Origin of the sequence: Flavobacterium nitratireducens, from assembly GCF_029625335.1 — a bacterium.
Lineage (GTDB): Bacteria > Bacteroidota > Bacteroidia > Flavobacteriales > Flavobacteriaceae > Flavobacterium > Flavobacterium nitratireducens.
The window spans coordinates 756,104-774,580 of sequence record NZ_CP121111.1 but is presented as its reverse complement, the minus strand read 5'-3'; the positions used below and the strand labels follow the sequence as shown (position 1 = coordinate 774,580).

Sequence of the window (18,477 nt, the reverse complement as noted above, 5' to 3'; positions counted from 1 at the left end):
AACGAAACTATATCAAAAAAGCGATTAAAATAACTTCGAATATAATTCTGGGGCTCATCATTCTTTTGTTGGTGCTTGCTATAGCTTTGTCGTTGCCTTTTGTCCAAACCCAAGTGGGTAAATATTTGATGAATGAAATCAATAAGGATTTTGGGACTAATATTAGTCTTGATAAAGTAAAAATTTCTGTTTTTGGTGGGGTTAAAATCCAAAATGTCCTGATATTAGATCATCATAAAGATACTTTAATCTATTCGAAAATTGTAAATACCAATTTATTAGACTTAAATGCGGTTTTAGAAGGCGATTTGATTTTTAAAACGATTCGTTTAGATGGGGTTTTGTTTGATATGAAAACCTACAAGAACGAGAAGAAAACCAATATGGATGTTTTTATAGAGTCTTTTGATTCGGGAAAACCTTCAACGGGTAAGCATACTCTTTTTATTGCTGATAAGGCTTCTATTAATCATGCTCATTTTAGATTGTATGATTACAACAGAACCATTCCTAAAGATGTTGATTTTACGAGAGTCAATGCCGAGTTGACCAATTTTAAACTCTACGGTCCAGACGTAGATATCTTGATTGATAAGTTGTCTTTTTTAGATGACAGAGGTTTATTTGTTGAGGATTTAAGTACTGTATTTAGTTATACAAAGAAAAGAATCCAACTTAAAAAATTAGAATTACAAACGCCCAATTCAAAAATCAAAGCCGATTTGACTTTGAATTACAAGATACAGGATTTTGCCAAATTTAATGATAGGGTAAAATGGGATTTGAAGATTCATTCTGCCTCAGTAGGGACAAACGATGTGCGGTGTTTTTATGATGGGTTGGCTAAAAATCAGGTTTTTTATCTTAAAAAGACAAATTTAAGCGGAACTTTAAATGACTTGTATGTAAATCATCTTCGATTGGTGGATTCTAATCAATCGCGCATGGAAGGCGACATTCGATTCAAAAATATTTTTGGCAAAACCCATCAGCGTTTTTATATGGATGGCGATTTTAGTCAAATCAATTCTAGTTATGTGAAGCTAGTTAAATTGATGCCTGAAGTTTTAGGAAAGAAATTGCCTTTAGAGTTAAAAACCTTAGGTGATTTTTGGATGGAAGGTAGTATTCAGCTTACGGCTACTGCTGTAGATGCGGCTTTAAATATGCGTTCACAAATAGGTAGAGTACAATCGGTTTTTTCAATGACTGATATCGATTTTATTGACAAAGCAACCTATAACGGCAATGTAGTCTTTGAGGAATTTGATGCGGGTGCATTTTTAAATCGTAGCGATTTAGGATTGGTTAGTATGGATGTGAACGTTGATGGAAAGGGATTTACTAAAAAATATTTGAATACTCAAATTAAAGGGGATATTAGAAAAGTGCATTATAATAGTTATACTTACAATAATATTACACTTAATGGTAACTTTAAGTTGCCGTACTACAAAGGGCAAATAAATGTTGAAGATCCTAATTTAAAAATGGATTTTGATGGTTTGCTAGATTTGAGTGCTAAGGAAAACAAATATGATTTCCGAATTCAAGTGGCTGAAGCTAATTTGAGTAAGCTGAAGTTGGTTAATGCACCGATTTCTAATTTTAAAGGTGATGTTGAAGTGCAGCTTACAGGGAACACTATTGAAAACTTACAAGGGAATGTTTACATCAAAAAAACATCCTATCAAAATGTAAAAGATACCTATACTTTTGATGATTTTACGGTTCATTCTGCTTTCGATAAAGCAGGAATTCGAACCCTTACAATTAACTCTCCTGATATTGTAGAAGGTGAAGTGGTAGGACGTTTTCAGTTTAAACAATTGGGTAAATTGACCCGAAACTCTTTAGGAAGTTTGTACACGAATTTCAAACCAGAGAAAGTAAACAAAGGTCAGTTTTTGAAGTTTAATTTTACGGTGTACAATAAAATTATTGAAATTTTATATCCTGAAATTGGTTTAGCTACTAATACAGTTTTGAAAGGTTCGATTAAATCAGATACCCAGGAATTTAAAATGAATTTTAATTCACCTAAAATTACCTATGCTAAAAACAGCTTTGATAATATCCGTGTATCGGTAGATAATAAAAATCCCCTGTATAATGCTTATGTAGAATTAGATAGTATAAAAACGCCTTACTATAAAATGCGTGATTTTAGTTTGATTAATATTACAACCAAAGATACTTTGCTATTCCGTTCGGAATTTAAAGGAGGAGATAAAGGCGAAGATTTTTTCAGTTTGAACTTGTATCATACGATTGATAAGGATAATAACAATGTGGTGGGTATCAGTAAATCGGAAATGAAGTTTAAGGAGAATTTTTGGTATTTGAATCAAAAAGATAGTCCCGATAATAAAATTGTCTTCGATAAAATGTTGCATCATTTTGTTTTTGATGATATTATTTTGTCACATGAAAATCAGTCCATCACTCTTAAAGGCGATTTAAGTGGTCCTTCAAAAAAAGATTTAGCGCTTAATTTTGATAATGTCGATTTGTACAAGGTTACGCCATTGAGTAGTAATTTTGTTTTTAATGGTAATCTAAATGGTACCGTTCATTTTAAGCAAAATAATCAAATTTACAAACCAACCGCTTCTTTAGTAGTCGATAATTTGAATATTAACAAGACCGAGTTAGGAGTGCTTAAGTTTGATATTGAAGGCGATGAAACTTTAGAGAAATTTACAATTGATACCTATTTGAACAATGAAAATTTAGAATCACTAAATGCTAATGGTTCTTTCGAAATTGTAAATAACAAGACGATTTTGGATTTAAAACTCTCCCTCGATAAATTCAATTTAGGGGTTTTTAGTTCGCTAGGTGGCGATGTTCTTTCGAATATTAGAGGATTTGTTACGGGGAACTCAGTGATTAGTGGTGATGTTAACAGTCCAAAAGTAAGTGGACGTTTGTTTGTGGATAAGGCAGGTTTGACTATTCCTTATTTGAATGTAGATTATCAGTTAAATGATCGTTCGATAGTTGATTTGGTCGATGAGACATTTTTATTTAGAAATAATACGATTGTCGATTCTAAGTTCAATACCAAAGGCTACTTAAATGGAACTATCCAACATAATAAATTTTCCGATTGGAAATTAGATTTCGGAATCAGTTCTAAAAAACTATTGGTTTTAGATACGAAAGATTCGGAAGATGCCGCTTATTACGGAACTGCTTTTATCAATGGTAATGCAACGATTAGTGGTCCTGTGAACTCCTTATTCATTAAAATTGCTGCTAAATCAGAAAAAGGTTCAGATGTTAAAATTCCAATCAATTATGCCGAAAGTGTAGGCGAAAATTCCTTTATTCATTTTATAACAAAAAAAGAAAAATACAATATTAAGAATGGAATTGTAGAAAAGACGAATAAGTACAATGGTTTAGAGTTGGAATTTGATTTAGATATTACACCTGATGCTGAAGTGGAAGTAATATTAGATCGAAATTCGGGACATGGAATGCGAGGAAAAGGGTATGGTTCACTTTTGTTCAAGATAAATACGCTGGGTAAATTCCAAATGTGGGGCGATTATCAAGCCTATGAAGGAATTTATAATTTTAAATATGGTGGGTTGATTGATAAAAAGTTTGCAGTAAGAAAAGGAGGTTCTATTACATGGGAAGGAAATCCAATGCGTGCGCAGTTAAATCTTCAGGCAGTATATAAAACCATTGCAAATCCTGCTGTATTATTAGAAAACTCTTCATTTAATAGAAAAGTGCCCGTGGATGTGGTTATAGGAATTCAAGGAGATTTAGCGAGTCCAAATCCTGATTTTAATATCGAATTTCCAACGGTTAGTAATGTCTTGAAATCAGAAATACAATATAAGTTATATGATAAAGATGTGCGACAAACACAAGCTTTGTATTTACTTTCATCAGGAGGTTTTTTGAGTCCTGAAGGGGTAAATCAATCTGATTTTTCGGGAAGCTTATTTGAAACGGCTTCAAGTTTGTTAGGAGATATTTTGAAAACCGATAGTGATAAGTTTAAAGTTGGTTTAAACTATGTATCAAGAGATAGAAGAATTGGTAGAGAAACCGATGGTAGAGTGGTGGCCACTATTTCTTCTAAAATTAATGAACGTATTTCTATAAATGGAAAAGTAGGTGTGCCATTTGGAGGGATTAACGAATCGGCGGTTGTGGGTGATGTAGAGGTGCAGTACAGAGTGAATCAAGATGGGACAATGAATTTGCGATTGTTTAATCGTGAAAATGATATCAATTATATCGGTCAAGGAATAGGGTATACTCAGGGATTAGGATTGACTTATGAAGTAGATTTTGATACTTTTAGAGAATTGTTTAACAAGATCTTTAAAAAGTACCGTGTACAAAAGACAGATACTATGAATGAGTATTTTCAAGATTCTAATGTAACTCCTGAATATATAAATTTCAACAACAAAAAAACGCCTAAAAAGGGGAAAGAAAAAAATAATTCTGAAGCGGTAAGTACTGAAGAAGATTAAAAAAGTTTAGTTCCTTTTAAAAAAATGGTATTGAGAATAATGGGAAGTTTTTTGGGTTGATAAAATGTTAATTAAATATCAAAAATAGGTTATAATTATTTTAATTATCTAAAAATCGATATCTATCAAAAAAAATAAGTTTTTTTTCTTTTATTTGAAACTTATTAACGAAAACGTTTGAATTTGTGATTAATGGTTGAAATTATAAAACATAGGCTTTTAAAGTTAGTAATGTTTCTTAATTTTACCCTTCAAAACTAAAACTATGCTAAAGACAATTAAGAAAATAGGTGTTCTAACTTCTGGAGGAGATTCGCCAGGAATGAATGCTGCGATACGCTCAGTTGTACGTACCTGTGCTTACCATAATATAGAATGTGTTGGTATTTACAGAGGTTATCAAGGAATGATCGAAGGAGACTTTGAAGAAATGGGACCTCGAAGTGTAAATAATATTATTAATAAAGGAGGAACAATTTTAAAGTCGGCTCGTTCTAAAGATTTTAGAACCCCAGAAGGAAGAAAAAAAGCGCACGAAAATTTAGTTAATGCTGGAATTGAAGCATTAGTAGTTATTGGAGGTGACGGAACTTTTACTGGAGCTTTAATATTTAACTCTGAATATAATTTCCCAGTAATGGGAATTCCAGGTACTATTGATAATGATATTTATGGTACGAGTCATACTTTAGGTTATGATACCGCTTTGAATACAGTTGTTGAAGCTATCGATAAAATTAGAGATACAGCTAGTTCACACAATCGTTTATTCTTTGTTGAGGTAATGGGTAGAGATGCTGGTCATATTGCTTTGAACGCTGGAATAGCTGGTGGTGCTGAAGAAATTTTAATTCCTGAAGAAGATTTAGGTTTAGATCGTTTATTAGAATCACTTCAAAAAAGTAAGGCTTCTGGAAAATCGTCAAGTATTGTAGTTATTGCAGAAGGAGATAAGATTGGTAAAAATGTATTCGAATTAAAAGATTATGTTGATGCTAATTTACCAGAATATGATGTTCGTGTATCAGTACTAGGACACATGCAACGTGGCGGTTCACCATCTTGTTTTGATAGAGTATTAGCAAGCCGTTTAGGTGTTAAAGCAGTAGAGTCATTAATAGAAGGAGTGTCAAACTTTATGGTTGGTTTAAAAAATGATACTGTAAACTTGACTCCATTATCATTAGCAATTAAAGGAAAATCAGAAATTGATCGTGAGTTATTACGTGTTTCTGATATTATTACCACTTAGTAAATAGTAAAGAAAAGTTAATCCTCAATTTGGAGAAATTTTCAATCGAATAATAAACAATAAATAAATAAAAAGAAATGTCAAAAGTAAAATTAGGAATAAACGGTTTCGGGAGAATCGGAAGAATTGTTTTTAGAGAGTCTTTTAACAGAGACAATGTAGAGGTAGTTGCTATCAACGACTTATTAGATGTAGATCACTTAGCTTACTTATTAAAATATGATTCTGTACACGGTCAATTTAATGGTACTGTTGAAGTAAAAGAAGGAAAATTATATGTAAACGGAAGAAACATCCGTATTACTGCAGAAAGAAACCCAGCTGACTTGAAATGGAATGAAGTTGATGTTGATGTAGTAGCTGAATGTACTGGTATCTTTACAACTGTTGATACAGCAAGTGAGCACTTAAAAGGTGGTGCTAAAAAAGTAATTATTTCTGCTCCTTCTGCTGATGCTCCAATGTTTGTAATGGGAGTAAACCACGAAACTGCAAAAGCTTCTGATTTAGTTGTTTCTAATGCATCTTGTACTACTAACTGTTTAGCTCCTTTAGCTAAAGTTATCAATGACAACTTCGGAATTGTTGAAGGTTTAATGACTACAGTTCACGCTACAACTTCAACTCAAATGACTGCTGACGGTCCTTCTAGAAAAGACTGGAGAGGTGGACGTGCTGCTGCTATCAACATCATCCCATCTTCTACAGGTGCTGCTAAAGCTGTTGGTAAAGTTATCCCTTCTTTGAATGGAAAATTAACAGGTATGGCTTTCCGTGTTCCTACTGCTGACGTTTCTACAGTAGATTTAACTGTAAAATTAGCTAAAGAAACTTCATACGAAGAAATTATGAAAGTTTTAAAAGAGGCTTCTGAAACTAACATGAAAGGTATCTTAGGATATACTGAAGATGCAGTTGTTTCTCAAGATTTCATCTCTGACAAAAGAACTTCAATCGTTGATGCTACTGCAGGTATCGGATTGAACTCAACTTTCTTCAAGTTAGTATCTTGGTATGATAATGAGTACGGATACTCAAGCAAATTAATTGATTTATCAGTTCACATCGCTGGATTAAAATAATAATTTAAATTTGTTAAAAATCCCGTTCGATGCGTCGAACGGGATTTTCTTTTTTAATGTCGCTTTAAAATGTAGTTTTTACATTTTTAAATTGATAGTATGTAATTAATCCAAAAACTGAAAAAATGAAATTAATAGTTGATAGTGGTTCTACTAAAGCCGATTGGATTGCGATAGATGATCACGGGAAAATATTGTTTACAACCCAAACCTTAGGATTGAATCCTGAAATTTTAGAAGGAGATCAAATCATTGAACGTCTTGATGACCGTTTTGATATTCAACAAAATAAAAAATTAGCCACTCATTTGTATTTTTATGGTGCAGGTTGTGGTACTGATAGAATGAAAATTGCTTTGAAAGAAGTATTTCAAAATTATTTCATAAATGCGCAAATTGTAGTAGAAGAAGATACTTATGCTGCAGTATATGCTACTACACCAAAAGACGAAAAAGCAATTGTGTGTATTTTAGGTACAGGTTCTAATTGTAGCTATTTTGACGGTACTGTTTTACACCAAAAAGTACAATCATTAGGGTATATCGTTATGGATGATTCTAGTGGTAATGTGTATGGTAAAGAATTAATTAGAAAATACTATTTTAATAAAATGCCTAAGGAATTAGCGGTTGAATTCGAAAAAGAATACAATGTTGATCCTGATTTTATTAAAAATAAATTATATAAGGAAGAAAATCCAAATGCTTATTTAGCGACTTTTGCTAAATTCTTAATTCAACATAAAGACACTGAATTTTGTCAAAAAATCATTCGTAAAGGAATGAAATCTTTTATCAAGAATTATGTAATGCAATTTGATAATTGTAAAGAAGTTCCAGTGCATTTTGTAGGTTCTATTGCTTTTTATTTAAAAGAGGAATTAGAATGTGCTTTTGATAAATATGATTTACAATTAGGAAATGTATTGAGAAGGCCTATCGATGGTTTAATTTCATATCATATTGCAAACAAATAATAGAAATAATATGGAGATTGCTATTATTTCTCACGATGGAAAAAAAGTTGACATGGTTCAATTTTTAAATAAGAACAAAGAGATTTTATCTAAAGAAAATGTTCAGCTTATTGCAACTGGTACAACAGGAGGAAGAGCCGAAATTGCTGGATTTAAAGTAATGAAAATGCTTTCTGGTCCAGTAGGAGGTGATGCTCAAATTGCAGCTAGGGTAGCGGAAGGGAAAACAAATATGGTATTCTTTTTTAAAGATCCTCTAGCGAGTCACCCACACGAACCAGATGTTAACATGCTCGTTCGTGTTTGTGATGTACATAATGTGCCATTGGCAACAAATGAAGCTACGGCACAATTATTATTAGATGCAATTGCTTCTAGACTGTAGCAATTACAGAAATTTCAATATTTACATTTTTTGGCAAACATGCCACTTGAACCGTTTCACGAGCTGGAGCGGTTTTTTCGTTAAAATAAGAACCATAGATAGTATTGATTGTAGCAAAATCGTTCATGTTCATAATAAAAATAGTCGATTTAACTACGTTTTCAAATGTCATTCCTGCAGCTTCAAGAATAGCCTTAATATTTTCCATTACCTGTTTGGTTTCGGCTTCAATAGATGAAGTTACGATGGTTCCATCTTCAGGATTGATAGCGATTTGTCCTGAAGTATAAAGCATGTTTCCTACAAGTACAGCTTGATTGTAAGGACCTATTGGTGCTGGTGCTTTTTCGGTAAAAATTATTTTTTTCATTTTTATACTGTCTTAGTGTTAAATCTAGTTTCAATTATTGTTGGGTTAAAAAATTTATCGGTTAGGATAATTACGTTTTTCCCATTTGATATCGCTTAACATTCCTGATTTAATTCCAATAAAGAAATTCCAGTTAGCATTAGTTCCAAAAGGCGTCCAGTTGAAACTCATTCTCCAACTAGATAAATCTCTTTCAAAACGGAATTGAGTATAAGTAACTCCTTTTTGAACAAAATCATAACCTGTAGAAATTCCCACTTTCCATTTAGGTGTTAAATCAGTATTGGCAGAAATCATTAAGGAGTTCCCAGATATTTTATTTTCACGGTTGTTATTGCTGTATGTAAATGCATAGGCAAAAGTCATATCCCAAGGAATTTTTGATTTAAAAAATTCAGAAATCGTATCTTCTCCTTCTTCTTCGCTGCCATCAAACATACTCTTTCGATTGTCATTTAAATCCGTGCTGGTTCCAAATAAGTCATCTTCTCGACCACCATTTCTTTCGGTTTGGGTATCTTTGGGTTTATCTTTTTTATTGTCTTTGTCTCTACTAGATAACGAATAATTTAGTGTAATATTGGCGCTCGTCATTCTGAACAAACTTCCCCCGTTTTCAATATTGTATTTGTTAATTCTTTGACCTGAATTATCAATAGCGTATGGATCTAAGGTTGCGGCTAAATTGGCATTTAATTTATTTTCAAAAAATTGAGCTCCTGTGCTTACACGAACTGGTGACCAAGCTAAATTAGTTACACCATCTGCGTCTAAATTATAACTAGTAGAAAAGTTCAAGTTGTTTAATAACATTACTTTTTTAGCTTCTGTCTTAGTGGTATCTTTATCGGTAACTTTCGCTTCAAAAGTATTGCTTACACTTATTCCTAAAATATTTGAATTGCTTAAACCTGGAGCACCAAAAATTCCGCCTTCAAAGCGCGTATATTGTTTATCCATTCTACCACTTGCGTCAGAAGAGTAGGTGTCATAATATTTCTCAAAGCTAGGAGTATAGGAGTAGGAGAATGAAGGTCGAATCACATGTCTTATGGCTTGAATTTTTTTGTTTTCACCAAAATTAAAAGTACCATAAATCGTGGTTCCTAAACTGGCAGATAAGTTGTAGGTTCTAAAGGCATCAAAACCGTTTACTGTCCTGTCTACTACTGTACTTTGTTCTGTATTGTATTCTTTACGAATGGTTTTAGTATACCAGATTTCTTCGTAGTTTGCAGTTGTTGTAGCGCTAAAGTATTTAAATATTTTAAAGTTTGTACTCAAAGGGATGCTATGTTGGAAACCTACTTTCGCATCTTTAAACATCTGTGGTTTGAAAAATAAAGAATCTGTTGTATTGATATAATTTCTTCCGTTCAAGTTATATTGTAAGTTGATGTTTTTAATAAACCCTTTTTTTACACCATCTTTTCCAACAAAGGGATACATCCTGTCTAAGCTAAATTGCAAAGTAGGAAGTGTCATATTGATGCTTTCTGTTTGGGTGTTTTGTGAGTGTGTAGCCGATAATGATAATCGGGCTTGTGGTATAGAATTAAATGTTTTTGAATAAGATATGGAAGAACTTAGGGTGTTATTTAATTGAGAACCCATGTTCGTTTGGTTGATCGATTGTTTGAAATATTTACTACTACCCAGGTTTACAGAAGCTGAAAAGCTAGAACTTGGATTCGCTTTTGAGTCTCTTGAATGTGACCATTGTATATTGTAAATATTTTGTTTGGAATAATCTGGGTAGCCTCTTTCGCTGGTGATTAGGTTTTCAAAACGAACGTTGACATTACCTCTAAATTTATATCTTTTAGCATAGGCAGATTCAAATCGCATCCCATAACTTCCGTTAGTGTAATAATCTCCTAAGACAGTCAAATCGTAATTATCGCTTAAAGCAAAATAGTAACCTCCATTTTGTAAAGAGAAACCACGGGTGTTTGAATCATTATAACTAGGTAGTATCAATCCCGAAACGCTTGTTTCTTTACTCATAGGAAAAAAAGCAAAAGGTAAAGCAATTGGAGTTGGTACATCTGCGATGACCAGATTAGTAAGTCCTGTTATTACTTTTTTGCCTGGTATGAATTTTACCTTTGATGTTCTAAAATAATATTCAGGATTGTCTTTGTTAGTGGAAGTCGTAAATCGAGCTCCCTTTAAAAAATAAACCGAATCATTCTCCTTTTTAGTGATGGCTGCTTTTACATTGAACTCTCCTTGGTCTGTTTTGGAATTCCAAATTAATGCTTTTTGGCTTTTAAAGTTAAAGCGAATTGAATCGGGTTCAACCACATTTTCTCCTTGTTTGAAATTGGGGTATTGGGTGAATTTTCCAGTAGAATCCTTGATTCGACCAGCATAAACCTCATTTTTTTCATAATCCAGAATGATTTTTCCGGCTTTCAATTCAATATCTTGATAGTAAAGCTCCGCATTGTCGTAAAGGGTAATTAGTTTACGTTTTTGGTCTATTTTAGCATAATTAGTGGCTTTGTATTTTACTTTTCCATCTAAAAATGCTTTTTTCGGTTTTATACTATCAGTTTTGGTGCTGTCTTTTAGCTTTTTTATAGTGTCTTTTATAGTTACTTGGGTATCTTTTGTTTTTGTATCAACTTTTACAGCTTGTTTTGCAGCAATGTTTTTGTTTTTCTTTGAAATATCTTGAGAATATATGTCAACTGTTCCAAAAGTTAGGAAAATTGATAATAAAACGATATGAAATAAGTTTGTGTGCAAAGGGATAAATACTATTTTTGTAAAATTATGGCTTGTTTTTTGAAGTGTCAAACTTACAGATTATTTTTCGCCAAAAATAGTCAATTAATCAATTTATAGTCGTAGTCTTTAATTAAAATTAACTTTAAAATTTATGTTTGTAATTAATAAAACAAAAGTTGTACTGTCTTTTATTCTTCTTTTTTTCGCTTTTACTAATTATAGTCAGTCCGGGAATTTTAAAGTGACTCTTGATGCAGGTCATGGAGCGCATGATTTTGGAGCTTCCTATAATGGTCATGTCGAAAAGAATATCAATTTGGCAGTAGCACTAAAAGTAGGTAAGCTATTAGAACAAAATCCGAAAATTGCTGTCATTTATACTCGTAAAACCGATGTGTTTATAGATTTAGTGGAAAGAGCTAATATAGCGAATAGAGCCAATGCAAATATTTTTGTATCCATTCACTGTAATGCAAATAGGAACACTGTTGCCGATGGAACAGAAACCTATGTGATGGGTATGACTAAGGTGGCGTCTAACTTAGAAGCAGCTAAAAGAGAGAACTCTGTAATTACTCTTGAAAAGGATTATAAACGAAAATACGAAGGTTTTGATCCTAATTCGCCAGAAACTATGATTGGTTTTACATTGATGCAGGAAGAATATTTGGATAATAGTATTTCGTTAGCGAGTAAGATAGAAGAAGAATTTGCTGCAATAGGAAAAAAAATCAGAGGAGGTGGTGTAAAACAGGCTCCATATATGGTTTTGCATAAAGCCTACATGCCAAGGGTTTTAATAGAGATGGGTTTTATCTCAAATTACACCGAAGGAAATATTCTTGATTCTGAAGAAGGGCAGAACGAAATAGCTAGAGCTATAGCAAATGCGATTTTGAGCTATAAAAAAGAATATTTTGGTACAGGGGAATCTGAGCCTGAGGTAAAACCAGCTCAAAGAATGCACGAACGAAATACCGAAACATCAAAAACGAACAGTGTCAAATCGGATTCTGATTCTTTGGGGACTAAAGTATCGGTATCTAATAAAGCAAATTCAGATGTGGTATTCAAAGTTCAATTAGCTGTTTCTAGTCGTAAATTAGAGTTACATCCTAAAAATTTTAAAGGTTTAAAAAATGTAAACATGGAACCACTAGGTAAGAGTTATAAATATACTTATGGTGAAACTGCTGATTATGAGGATTCCAAAAAACTTTTAGAGGAAGCAAAGTCTAAAGGATATACTTCAGCTTTTTTGATTGCTTATAAAAATGGAACTAAAATCGATATTCAAGATGCTATTAAATAACGTCGGGTTCTAATTATTTATATTAAATTTGCACTAAATACATATATTTTGAAATTAACAAGAGAAATTAAGACTGCGATTTTAGTAATCTCAGCAATATTATTATTTATTTGGGGTTATAGTTTTTTAAAGGGTAGAGACCTATTTAATAGTTATACAACTTTGTATGCTGAATACGAAAGTGTTGAAGGTTTATCGCTTTCTGCTCCTGTCACCATAAATGGATTGGTAATTGGTAAGATTGAACAAATTACAATTGATCCTAATACGGGTAAATTATTGGTGGAGATGCAAATTAAAACTGATTTTCCAATTTCTAAAAAGAGTTTGGCAACAATATATGAGCCAGGATTCATCGGAGGAAAGCAAATAGCTATTGAGCCTGATTTTTCAGATAAAACAACAATAGAACAAGGCGACAAGTTAGTTGGGAATGTTCGTTTAGGGATGACAGAATCTTTAAGTAAAAAATTAGTTCCGCTTCAAGATAAAATTGAAAAGCTCTTAGTGAATGCCGATAATATGTTGACTAGCGTGAACACTATATTGGATAAAAACACACAAGAAAACATCAAGAAAAGTCTAGCGGAATTGAGTAAAACAATGGAACAATTTCATCAAGCTTCTGCGGGTGTTAATTCATTGATTGCTGATAATAAAACACAGATTAAAGGCATGGTTGCTAACTTTAATAAATTTTCGGGTAATTTTTCTAAAATTTCCGATTCCATCAATAAAGCTGATTTAGGCAAAACCATAAAAAGTTTAAATACCACATTGGCTAAAGTAAATGGAATCATGGCAGGTTTAGAAGCAGGAAATGGAAGTATGGGAAAAATGCTTAAAGACGATGCTTTTTACACCAATTTGTCGAAGACCTCAAAAGAGTTAGAATTACTGCTTCAGGATGTACGTTTATATCCTACTCGTTATATCAATGTTTCTCTTTTTGGTAAGAAAAACAAGCCTTACACAGGACCAAATGATTCTATTGTGAAAGCTAAAAAATAATATTCGATGAGTTATTTAGACAATATAGTATTTGCAATCGTTTTAGTTGTAAGTATCGGGTATTTTGCTAAAAATGTAAAAAAAATCATTAGAAATATCAAGCTAGGGCAAAATGTAGACCGTACTGATAATTCGGCAGCAAGATGTAGAAACATGACATTGGTGGCTTTAGGTCAAAAAAAGATGTTTACCAGACCCATTCCAGCTTTGTTACATTTTATGTTATATGCTGCTTTTGTTATTACCCAAATTGAACTTTTAGAAATTATTGTTGATGGTTTGTTTGGAACACATCGTTTCTTTAAAATAAGTTTGGGAGGATTTTATACGTTTCTAATCAGTTTTATAGAAATTCTTTCATTACTGGCCTTAATAGCAACAGTCCTTTTTTTAATAAGAAGGAATCTTTTAAAATTACCACGCTTAAATAAGGAAGAGTTATTAGGATGGCCAAAAAAAGATGCTAACTTAATTTTAATTATGGAAATTATTTTAGTGTTGTGCATTTTTACCATGAACGGTACTGACGAAGTGTTGTATTCATTAGGGAATTCACATTTTGAAGGGATAGGTTCGTTTAATTTTGCTATTTCACAATTTTTAGGTCCTGCTTTTTTTGGAGGTTTGAGTGAAGGTACTTTGCATATTTTAGAAAGAATCGGGTGGTGGGGGCATTTTTTAATGGTCATGGCATTTTTAAACTATCTGTATTATTCTAAGCATTTACATATTCTTTTAGCTTTCCCAAATACCTACTTTGCTAATTTAAAACCTCAAGGTGAATTTGATAATTTAGAAGCTGTAACTAAAGAGGTAAAATTAATGATGGATCCTAATGCTGATCCATTTGCAGCTCCTGCAGAAGGGGCAGAATTGCCAGCAAAATTTGGAGCAAGTGATATACAAGATTTAAACTGGGTTCAATTATTAAATGCTTATACATGTACCGAATGCGGTAGATGTTCTTCAGTTTGTCCAGCAAATACAACGGGTAAAAAATTATCTCCTCGTAAAATTATGATGGATACTCGTGACAGAATGGAAGAAGTAGGTCGAAATATTGATGCTAATAAAGGTGTTTTTGTTCCTGATAATAAGTCTTTGCTTAATGATTATATCACACCTGAGGAACTTTGGGCTTGTACTTCATGTAATGCTTGTGTTGAAGAATGTCCAGTAAGCATCAGTCCGTTATCAATTATTATGGATATGCGTCGTTATTTAGTAATGGAACAAAGCGCTGCTCCAGCTGCTTTAAATTCAATGATGACTAATGTCGAGAACAATGGAGCGCCATGGCCATACAATCAGCAAGACCGATTGAATTGGAAAAACGAATTATAATTGGTTTGTAGTTTGTAGTTTGTAGTTGGAATGTCAACATCTGCAAACAATAAACAAAAAACTACTAACAACAAACAATAAACATAAAAAAAATGTCAGAAAATTTGATAGTACCTACAATGGCCGAAATGCTGGCCCAAGGAAAACAACCAGAAGTTTTATTTTGGGTAGGTTGTGCAGGAAGTTTTGACGATAGAGCCAAGAAAATTACTAAGGCTTTTGTGCGTATTTTAAATAGTGCCAATGTCTCTTTTGCTGTTTTAGGAACGGAAGAAAGTTGCACCGGAGATCCGGCAAAAAGAGCCGGAAATGAATTTTTGTTTCAAATGCAGGCAATGATGAATATTGAAGTGCTTAATGCTTATGAAGCAAAAAAAATTGTTACTGCTTGCCCGCATTGTTTTAATACTTTAAAAAATGAGTATCCTGAATTAGGAGGAAAATACGAAGTGGTTCATCATACGGAATTTTTAAAGTCGTTGTTGAATGATGGAAGATTAAGTATTGAAGGAGGTCAGTTTAAAGGAAAGAAAATTACTTTTCACGATCCTTGTTATTTAGGAAGAGCGAATAAAATATATGAAGCACCTCGAGATTTAATCGAAAAATTAGATGTGGAATTGGTAGAGATGAAACGTTCTAAAGCGAATGGATTATGCTGCGGTGCAGGTGGAGCACAGATGTTTAAAGATGCTGAAAAAGGAAATAAAGAAATCAACATTGAAAGAACAGAAGATGCACTTGAAACCACTCCTGATATTATTGCAACAGGATGTCCATTTTGTAATACCATGATGACAGATGGAATTAAGCATAAAGAAAAAGAAAAAGAAGGAGAAGTGAAAGTGATGGATATTGCTGAGTTAATCGCTAATGCACAGGATTTATAGACTAAATTTATAAGTTTTATTATTGAAGTCATTACATCTGAAATCTAAAATCAACAATTTAAAAACAAAATCAAAATGTACGTACCATTTGAAAATTTACCAGAAGATTCCAGAATTTGGATTTATCAATCGAATAGAAAGTTTTCGGATGCCGAAATTTCAGAAATAACGAATGATTTAGAATTGTTTTTGAACGGATGGGCGGCACACGGAACCAGTTTAGAAGCTTCTTATCAAATTAAATACAATCGTTTTATTATCATAGCAGTCAATCAAGAAGTACAGGCTGCAACAGGATGTTCCATTGATGCATCAGTTGCGTTTATTCAAAAATTAGAGCAAAAGTATAGTGTTGATTTGTTAGATAAAATGAATGTTACTTTCAAACTAGGTGAACATATTGCTCATAAACCTTTGATTGATTTCAAGAAAATGGTAAAGGATAAAGCGGTTACTCAAAATACAATTGTATTCAATAATTTAATTAATACTATTCAGGAATATAATGATTCTTGGGAAGTGCCCGCGATAGACAGCTGGCATAGCCGTTTCTTTTAAACCAAATTAAAATATTCTTTTATGAAAAATAGAGACATCAGGATTATACTTCTTTATGTCTTATTTTTTTTGTAGCAGCATGTAGTACAACAATAAAGAATAAGCAAGCTGTTGTATTGGGTAAAAATCCCGTTGTAACAAATCTAAACGAAACGCAACCTGAGATTTATTTTGCAAAATTAAATCAGTTATACAATCAATTAAACGCTGTTTCAAATGAATCGGAACAATACCATTTGTTTGAAAAAGCAATCACTGTTTTGATGAATGAGAAATTGGTTTTGCCTATTCGAAATTTAGAAAAACAGCAAATTGCTTATGTAAAATTGGGCGATGCACCCAATGATATATTTTTAACCACTTTACAGCAGTATACAGCGGTTACTGAAATTAAGGAGGAAAATCTAGAGCGTTTAAATGAACAATTGAATCCATTTTCAACAGTTATTATAGGTTATCATTCTTCTAATACAAATTCGAATAGCCTTTCATTTTCAGCAGAAGAACTGAAAATCATTAAAACGTTGGCACAAAATCATGTGGTTGTTTTAGATGTTTTTGCTTCGCCTTCTATTTTAACTTCCTTAAAAGATTTAAGTTCGCTTGAAGCTGTGGTAGTTTCCTATCAAAATTCTAACGTAGCCCAGATTGTTTCTGCCGAATTACTATTTGGTGCAATTAGTTCGCAAGGGAAATTACTCATTCATTTATCTTCTGATTTTCATGAGAATTTTGGTTTAACAACTGAAAAATTAGATGTTTTAGGCTTTTCTACTCCTGAAAATGTCGGAATGAAAACGGAGGTTTTATCTAAAATTGAAGGGATAGCCCAAAAAGCAATGGATAAAAAAATGACTCCGGGGATGCAAATTCTTGTCGCTCGAAAAGGAAAAGTTATTTATCAAAAGGCTTTTGGTTTTCATTCGTATCAAAATGATTTAAAAGTATCTAATTCGGATATTTACGATTTGGCTTCGTTGACTAAAATTATAGCGACTTTGCCTAATGTGATGCAGCAATACGATCAAAAAAAGTTAACTATGGAAACGACTTTGGATTCGTTGCTGCCTGTTTTTAAGAACACTAATAAAAAAGATATTACATTCAAAGAATTGTTATCACATTATGCCCGTTTACAAGCTTGGTATCCATTTTACAAGAATACCATCGATAGAAAAGGAAATCCTAAAGAGGCTTATTATCGAAAAGTAGGTGATGCCAATTTTTCTATCAAAATTGCCGATAATTTGTATTTGCGTACCGATTATCAGGATAACATTATGAAGATAATTGCCGAAAGTAAACTTTTACCCCAAAGGGTTTACAAATACAGTGATTTTACTTTTATGATTTTAAAAGCATATTTGGAACATGCTACAGGAAAACGATTGGATATTTTATCTGCTGAAAATTTCTTTCAGCCAATGGGTTTAAATAATTCCATGTATAATCCAATAGAGAAAATCAATAAAAACCGTATTGTGCCAACAGAGGTAGATACTTATTTTAGGCATCAGATTGTGCAAGGTTATGTACATGATCTAGGAGCAGCCATGCAAGGAGGAATAGGAGGACATGCTGGATTATTTTCAAATAGTATGGATGTTGCTAAAATGATGCAACTGTATTTGCAGAAAGGAAGTTATGGTGGCAAACGTTTTTTTTCAGAACAAACATTTGATGAATTTAACAACTGTTATTATTGTTCGCATGGAAATAGAAGAGGAATTGGTTTTGACAAACCACAATTAGGTGATTCTGGACCTACTTGTGGGTGTGCATCGATGACTAGTTTTGGTCATACTGGTTTTACAGGAACGATGGCTTGGGCTGATCCTGAAAAGGAAATTGTGTATGTTTTTCTATCCAATCGTACTTTTCCTAACGAGGCAGAGAATAAATTATCGAAAGAAAATATAAGAGAAGATATTCAATCGATTATCTATGAGGCAATTGATGCTTCTATTGATGACAAATAAATAGGAAACTAGTTTTAGTTTTCTTTTAAGAAAAGACACTCTTATTTTTATTAATTTAGGCGTATTAAAAATTACA

The 18,477-nt window shown here is 32.5% G+C and carries 13 protein-coding genes; 11 read left to right on the top strand and 2 right to left on the bottom strand.

Annotated features, from left to right (window positions below):
* Window positions 1-71 precede the first annotated feature (71 nt).
* From P5P90_RS03590 to P5P90_RS03570, 5 genes are all read left to right on the top strand, one after another.
* On the top strand, window positions 72-4,505 hold the full coding sequence (locus tag P5P90_RS03590; RefSeq protein WP_340696461.1) for a translocation/assembly module TamB domain-containing protein: 4,434 nt from the start codon (window positions 72-74) through the stop codon (window positions 4,503-4,505).
* Between the two features lie 265 nt (window positions 4,506-4,770).
* Window positions 4,771-5,757 carry a 6-phosphofructokinase gene (gene pfkA / locus P5P90_RS03585; protein WP_278035844.1) on the top strand — a complete coding sequence of 329 codons (987 nt, stop codon included), beginning with the start codon at window positions 4,771-4,773 and terminating at the stop codon, window positions 5,755-5,757.
* A gap of 77 nt (window positions 5,758-5,834) precedes the next feature.
* Window positions 5,835-6,839, top strand: coding sequence for a type I glyceraldehyde-3-phosphate dehydrogenase (gene gap, locus P5P90_RS03580; RefSeq protein ID WP_278035843.1), 1,005 nt, complete (start codon window positions 5,835-5,837; stop codon window positions 6,837-6,839).
* Between the two features lie 125 nt (window positions 6,840-6,964).
* The gene (locus P5P90_RS03575) at window positions 6,965-7,816 is read left to right on the top strand and encodes an N-acetylglucosamine kinase (RefSeq protein WP_278035842.1); all 852 of its coding nucleotides are present in this window, start codon (window positions 6,965-6,967) and stop codon (window positions 7,814-7,816) included.
* A 10-nt stretch (window positions 7,817-7,826) separates the two neighbouring features.
* Window positions 7,827-8,201 (top strand): methylglyoxal synthase, encoded by a 375-nt coding sequence (locus tag P5P90_RS03570; protein ID WP_278035841.1) that lies wholly within the window; start codon window positions 7,827-7,829, stop codon window positions 8,199-8,201.
* Here P5P90_RS03570 and P5P90_RS03565 read toward each other — a convergent pair.
* A complete protein-coding gene (locus P5P90_RS03565) occupies window positions 8,191-8,571 on the bottom strand; it encodes a RidA family protein (RefSeq protein ID WP_278035840.1) in 381 nt (126 codons plus the stop codon). The two genes, P5P90_RS03570 and P5P90_RS03565, sit on opposite strands and share 11 nt — an antisense overlap.
* A gap of 54 nt (window positions 8,572-8,625) precedes the next feature.
* The gene (locus tag P5P90_RS03560) at window positions 8,626-11,376 is read right to left on the bottom strand and encodes a putative LPS assembly protein LptD (RefSeq protein ID WP_278035839.1); all 2,751 of its coding nucleotides are present in this window, start codon (window positions 11,374-11,376) and stop codon (window positions 8,626-8,628) included.
* A gap of 82 nt (window positions 11,377-11,458) precedes the next feature.
* Between P5P90_RS03560 and P5P90_RS03555 the strand changes: the two genes are divergently transcribed.
* The 6 genes from P5P90_RS03555 to P5P90_RS03530 all read left to right on the top strand — a co-directional run bounded on the left by P5P90_RS03555 (window position 11,459) and on the right by P5P90_RS03530 (window position 18,401).
* The gene (locus P5P90_RS03555; RefSeq protein ID WP_278035838.1) at window positions 11,459-12,619 is read left to right on the top strand and encodes an N-acetylmuramoyl-L-alanine amidase family protein; all 1,161 of its coding nucleotides are present in this window, start codon (window positions 11,459-11,461) and stop codon (window positions 12,617-12,619) included.
* A 48-nt stretch (window positions 12,620-12,667) separates the two neighbouring features.
* Window positions 12,668-13,630, top strand: a complete 963-nt coding sequence (locus P5P90_RS03550; protein ID WP_278035837.1) for an MlaD family protein — start codon at window positions 12,668-12,670, stop codon at window positions 13,628-13,630.
* 6 nt (window positions 13,631-13,636) lie between these two features.
* On the top strand, window positions 13,637-14,974 hold the full coding sequence (locus tag P5P90_RS03545; RefSeq protein WP_278035836.1) for a 4Fe-4S dicluster domain-containing protein: 1,338 nt from the start codon (window positions 13,637-13,639) through the stop codon (window positions 14,972-14,974).
* Window positions 14,975-15,066: 92 nt separating this feature from the next.
* Window positions 15,067-15,864, top strand: a complete 798-nt coding sequence (locus P5P90_RS03540) for a (Fe-S)-binding protein (RefSeq protein WP_278035835.1) — start codon at window positions 15,067-15,069, stop codon at window positions 15,862-15,864.
* A gap of 75 nt (window positions 15,865-15,939) precedes the next feature.
* Entirely contained in the window at window positions 15,940-16,422 is a 483-nt protein-coding gene (locus tag P5P90_RS03535) for an ABC transporter ATPase (RefSeq protein ID WP_278035834.1), read from the top strand.
* Window positions 16,423-16,538: 116 nt separating this feature from the next.
* The gene (locus P5P90_RS03530; protein WP_278035833.1) at window positions 16,539-18,401 is read left to right on the top strand and encodes a serine hydrolase domain-containing protein; all 1,863 of its coding nucleotides are present in this window, start codon (window positions 16,539-16,541) and stop codon (window positions 18,399-18,401) included.
* The last annotated feature ends 76 nt before the right edge of the window (window positions 18,402-18,477 follow it).

Coding starts and splice junctions, on each gene's coding strand:
- pfkA (WP_278035844.1), top strand. CDS start 4,771: ATGCTAAAGACAATTAAGAAAATAGGTGTTCTAACTTCTGGAGGAGAT.
- gap (WP_278035843.1), top strand. CDS start 5,835: ATGTCAAAAGTAAAATTAGGAATAAACGGTTTCGGGAGAATCGGAAGA.
- P5P90_RS03575 (WP_278035842.1), top strand. CDS start 6,965: ATGAAATTAATAGTTGATAGTGGTTCTACTAAAGCCGATTGGATTGCG.
- P5P90_RS03570 (WP_278035841.1), top strand. CDS start 7,827: ATGGAGATTGCTATTATTTCTCACGATGGAAAAAAAGTTGACATGGTT.
- P5P90_RS03565 (WP_278035840.1), bottom strand. CDS start 8,571: ATGAAAAAAATAATTTTTACCGAAAAAGCACCAGCACCAATAGGTCCT.
- P5P90_RS03555 (WP_278035838.1), top strand. CDS start 11,459: ATGTTTGTAATTAATAAAACAAAAGTTGTACTGTCTTTTATTCTTCTT.
- P5P90_RS03545 (WP_278035836.1), top strand. CDS start 13,637: ATGAGTTATTTAGACAATATAGTATTTGCAATCGTTTTAGTTGTAAGT.
- P5P90_RS03540 (WP_278035835.1), top strand. CDS start 15,067: ATGTCAGAAAATTTGATAGTACCTACAATGGCCGAAATGCTGGCCCAA.
- P5P90_RS03535 (WP_278035834.1), top strand. CDS start 15,940: ATGTACGTACCATTTGAAAATTTACCAGAAGATTCCAGAATTTGGATT.